We start from the raw sequence: 230 nt of genomic DNA, 5'->3' as shown, positions 1-230 counted from the left end.
ATCATGTGCGACCTCTCCCACGTCGGCTCCAAGACCAGCGAGGAAGTCATCCTCGAATCCAAGAAGCCGGTCTGCTACTCCCACTGCCTGCCGTCCGGCCTGAAGGAGCATCCGCGCAACAAGTCGGACGAAGAACTCAAGTTCATCGCCGACCACGGCGGCTTCGTCGGCGTGACCATGTTCGCCCCCTTCCTGGCCAAGGGCATCGACTCGACCATCGACGACTACGC

General features: G+C 61.7%; 1 protein-coding gene. It reads left to right on the top strand.

Annotation, left to right across the window (positions count from 1 at the left end):
- Positions 1–230 (top strand): membrane dipeptidase (locus FS767_RS22710; RefSeq protein ID WP_178102794.1); only part of this gene is annotated, 230 nt, incomplete at both ends.

The sequence above is a fragment of the Pseudomonas sp. DE0010 genome (assembly GCF_007680745.1).
Taxonomy (GTDB): Bacteria; Pseudomonadota; Gammaproteobacteria; order Pseudomonadales; family Pseudomonadaceae; genus Aquipseudomonas; species Aquipseudomonas parafulva_B.
This window is presented reverse-complemented; position numbering and strand designations above follow the sequence as displayed.